This is a genomic window from Massilia genomosp. 1, from assembly GCF_011682185.1.
Taxonomy (GTDB): Bacteria; Pseudomonadota; Gammaproteobacteria; order Burkholderiales; family Burkholderiaceae_D; genus Telluria_A; species Telluria_A rubra.
The window spans coordinates 1-2,176 of record NZ_WHJF01000235.1; the positions used below are offsets into that span (position 1 = coordinate 1).

At 58.0% G+C, this 2,176-nt stretch carries 1 protein-coding gene and 1 pseudogene; one reads left to right on the top strand and one right to left on the bottom strand.

Annotated elements, in window-relative coordinates:
- Window positions 1-145: 145 nt before the first annotated feature.
- A pseudogene (locus F1735_RS33125) lies at window positions 146-1,907 on the top strand (DUF4158 domain-containing protein); the annotation flags it as partial.
- A gap of 58 nt (window positions 1,908-1,965) precedes the next feature.
- Here the strand turns inward: F1735_RS33125 and F1735_RS33130 are convergent.
- The coding region (locus F1735_RS33130) for a DDE-type integrase/transposase/recombinase (RefSeq protein ID WP_167241198.1) at window positions 1,966-2,176 on the bottom strand (211 nt) is incomplete at its 5' end.

Consider the following 2,176-nt stretch of genomic DNA (forward strand, 5'->3'; position numbering starts at 1 on the left):
CGCCGGCTCTGCCAACCGAAGCCGGAATCAACATGCCCAAAATGGACATTGGCACCAACGAGCAGACCGAAGAATGCTCCCTAAACAATCTGTAAATACTGTCTCAAATAGTTTGACACGCTCCGTAGCCTTGGAAAGATTATGGATGAAACAAAAAAATAAGTTGCTCAGTGTTCTGTCAGAGGCTGAGCAAGAAGCCCTGTACGGCCTGCCAGACTTCGACGATGCACAGCGGATGGAATACCTGGCATTGACGGAAACCGAATTGGCGCTCGCCAGTAGCCGGCCAGGCCTGCATGCCCAGGTCTATTGCGTCTTGCAGATCGGCTACTTCAAGGCCAAGCAGTCCTTCTTCCGCTTCGACTGGACCGATGTCGATGATGACGGCACCTTCGTACTAAACCATTATTTTCACGACGAGGCGTTTGACCGTAAGCCGATCACCAAGCATGAGCATTACGCCCAGCGCGGGCAAATCGCCGAGTTGTTCGGCTACCAGCTGTGGACGGCCGACTTCCTGCCGCAGCTTGGACAACAGGCCGCGCTGACCGCAAGGCGCGATGCGACGCCGGGGTTTGTGGCCGCCGAGTTGATTGTCTGGCTCAATGAACACAAAATCATCCGCCCCGGCTACACCACGCTGCAAGAATTGGTCAGCGAAACCCTGTCCGCCGAACGTCGGCGGGTGGGCGGCCTCCTGGCGGAAGCGCTGGACGACGCGGCCATGGACGCGCTGGCCCAGCTTTTGGTGCGTGATGACACCTTGTCCCAGCTGGCGGCGCTCAAGCAGGACGCCAAGGACTTCGGCTGGCGTCAGATGATCCGCGAACGCGAGAAGCGCGCTTTGCTGGAGCCGTTGCACAGAATTGCCAAGGACCTTCTGCCAAAGCTGGGTGTTTCGCAACAGAACTTGCTCTACTACGCGAGTCTGGCGAGCTTCTACACCGTCCATGACCTGCGCAGCCTCAAGGCGGATCAGACCCGCCTCTACTTGTTGTGCTATGCCTGGCAGCGCTACCGGCAACTCTCCGACAACCTGGTCGATGCGATGGCTTACCATATGAAGAAGTTGGAGGAAGAGAGCAGCGCCGGCGCGCAAAAACTGTATGTCGCCGAACAGGTGCGCCGTCAACCGGATACGCCGCAGGTTGGCCGCCTGTTGCTGCTCTATGTCGATGACACGGTGGCTGATACCACGCCGTTTGGCAACGTGCGGCAGCGCGCGTACAAGATCATGCCGAAAGACACACTCCAGATCACCGGACAGCGCATGAGTGTGAAGCCGGTGAGCAAGCTGGCTCTGCACTGGCAGGCGGTGGACGGCCTGGCTGAACGCATCCGCCGTCATCTACGACCTCTATATGTCGCGCTCGACTTCGCCGGCACCGAACCGGACAGTCCATGGCTCGCGGCGCTGTTCTGGGCCAAGAGCGTGTTCACTAAGCAGCAACGTCTGTCGCAACGGCCGCTGGCAGAGTGCCCGCCAGCAACGCTGCCAAAACGGTTGCGTTCGTATCTGTTGGTCTTCGATGCCGATGGCAAGCCAACGGGCCTGCATGCTGACCGCTATGAGTTCTGGCTATACCGGCAAATCCGGAAACGCTTCAAGTCGGGCGAACTCTATCTCGATGATAGCCTGCAACACCGCCATTTCTCCGACGAACTGGTCTCGATGGACGAAAAGGCCGACATGCTGGCCGAGATGGACATTCCGTTCCTGCGCCAGCCGATTGAAGCGCAACTCGACGCCCTGACCGCCGAACTGCATGTGCAATGGTTGACGTTCAATCGTGAACTGAAACAGGGCAAGCTCACGCACATGGAGTACAACAAAGATACCAAGGCGCTAACCTGGCGCAGACCCAAGGCCGAGAACCATAAGGCACATGAGCAAGGGCTCTACGAGCGGTTCTGTCGCGTTGTTGAGCCCAGCACGAATTTTTTCATGTTGAGCATGACCCCTGCTTACGCTGGACGGACTTGTCCTGCCAACGCATAGAACTTGTCGGCGAATGACATGGGCGAAGCGTCATCGACGGCGAACTGGCTCTTCCGGATCATATGCATCAGCTCGATGCCGGCGATCACGGAGCCGGCAGACCGGAACGATTTGAAGTTGAGCATCGGCCTGGTCACCCGTTTGATGGCGCGATGGTCCTGCTCGACGATGTTGTTT